The following is a 383-nucleotide window of genomic DNA, read 5'->3' as shown; positions in this document are numbered from 1 at the left end:
TAATAAATTACCCGTAGGTACCTATTATTATGTTTTAGAATACATAAATGCTAGAGGAGTAAATACGTATAAAGCAGGTTACTTATATATTAACAGATAAATTTATATTTGGAATAGTATATATTTGTTATTCCCTAAATCAAATTATAATACTTATGAATAGACTATTAACAATATTTATGCTGATTGCGTGTAGCTTAATTTCCAATTATGCTGTTGCCCAACAAGACGCTCAGTATACTCAGTATATGTATAATACTATTAGTGTAAATCCTGCTTATGCGGGTAGTCGAGGAGTTATGAGTATAATGGGTTTACATCGTAGTCAATGGGTAGGACTTGATGGAGCTCCACGTACTCAAACATTAACTCTAAATACACCT

General features: G+C 31.1%; 1 protein-coding gene. It reads left to right on the top strand.

Annotated features, from left to right (window positions below; translation table 11 throughout):
- Positions 1–155: 155 nt before the first annotated feature.
- A partial coding sequence (locus tag J8L88_RS23445; protein ID WP_211062097.1) for a type IX secretion system membrane protein PorP/SprF occupies positions 156–383 on the top strand: 228 nt, incomplete at its 3' end.

This window comes from Aquimarina sp. MMG015 (assembly GCF_018100855.1).
Taxonomy (GTDB): domain Bacteria; phylum Bacteroidota; class Bacteroidia; order Flavobacteriales; family Flavobacteriaceae; genus Aquimarina; species Aquimarina latercula.
The sequence above is the reverse complement of the archived record's forward strand: the minus strand, read 5'-3'. Positions and strand labels throughout refer to the sequence as shown.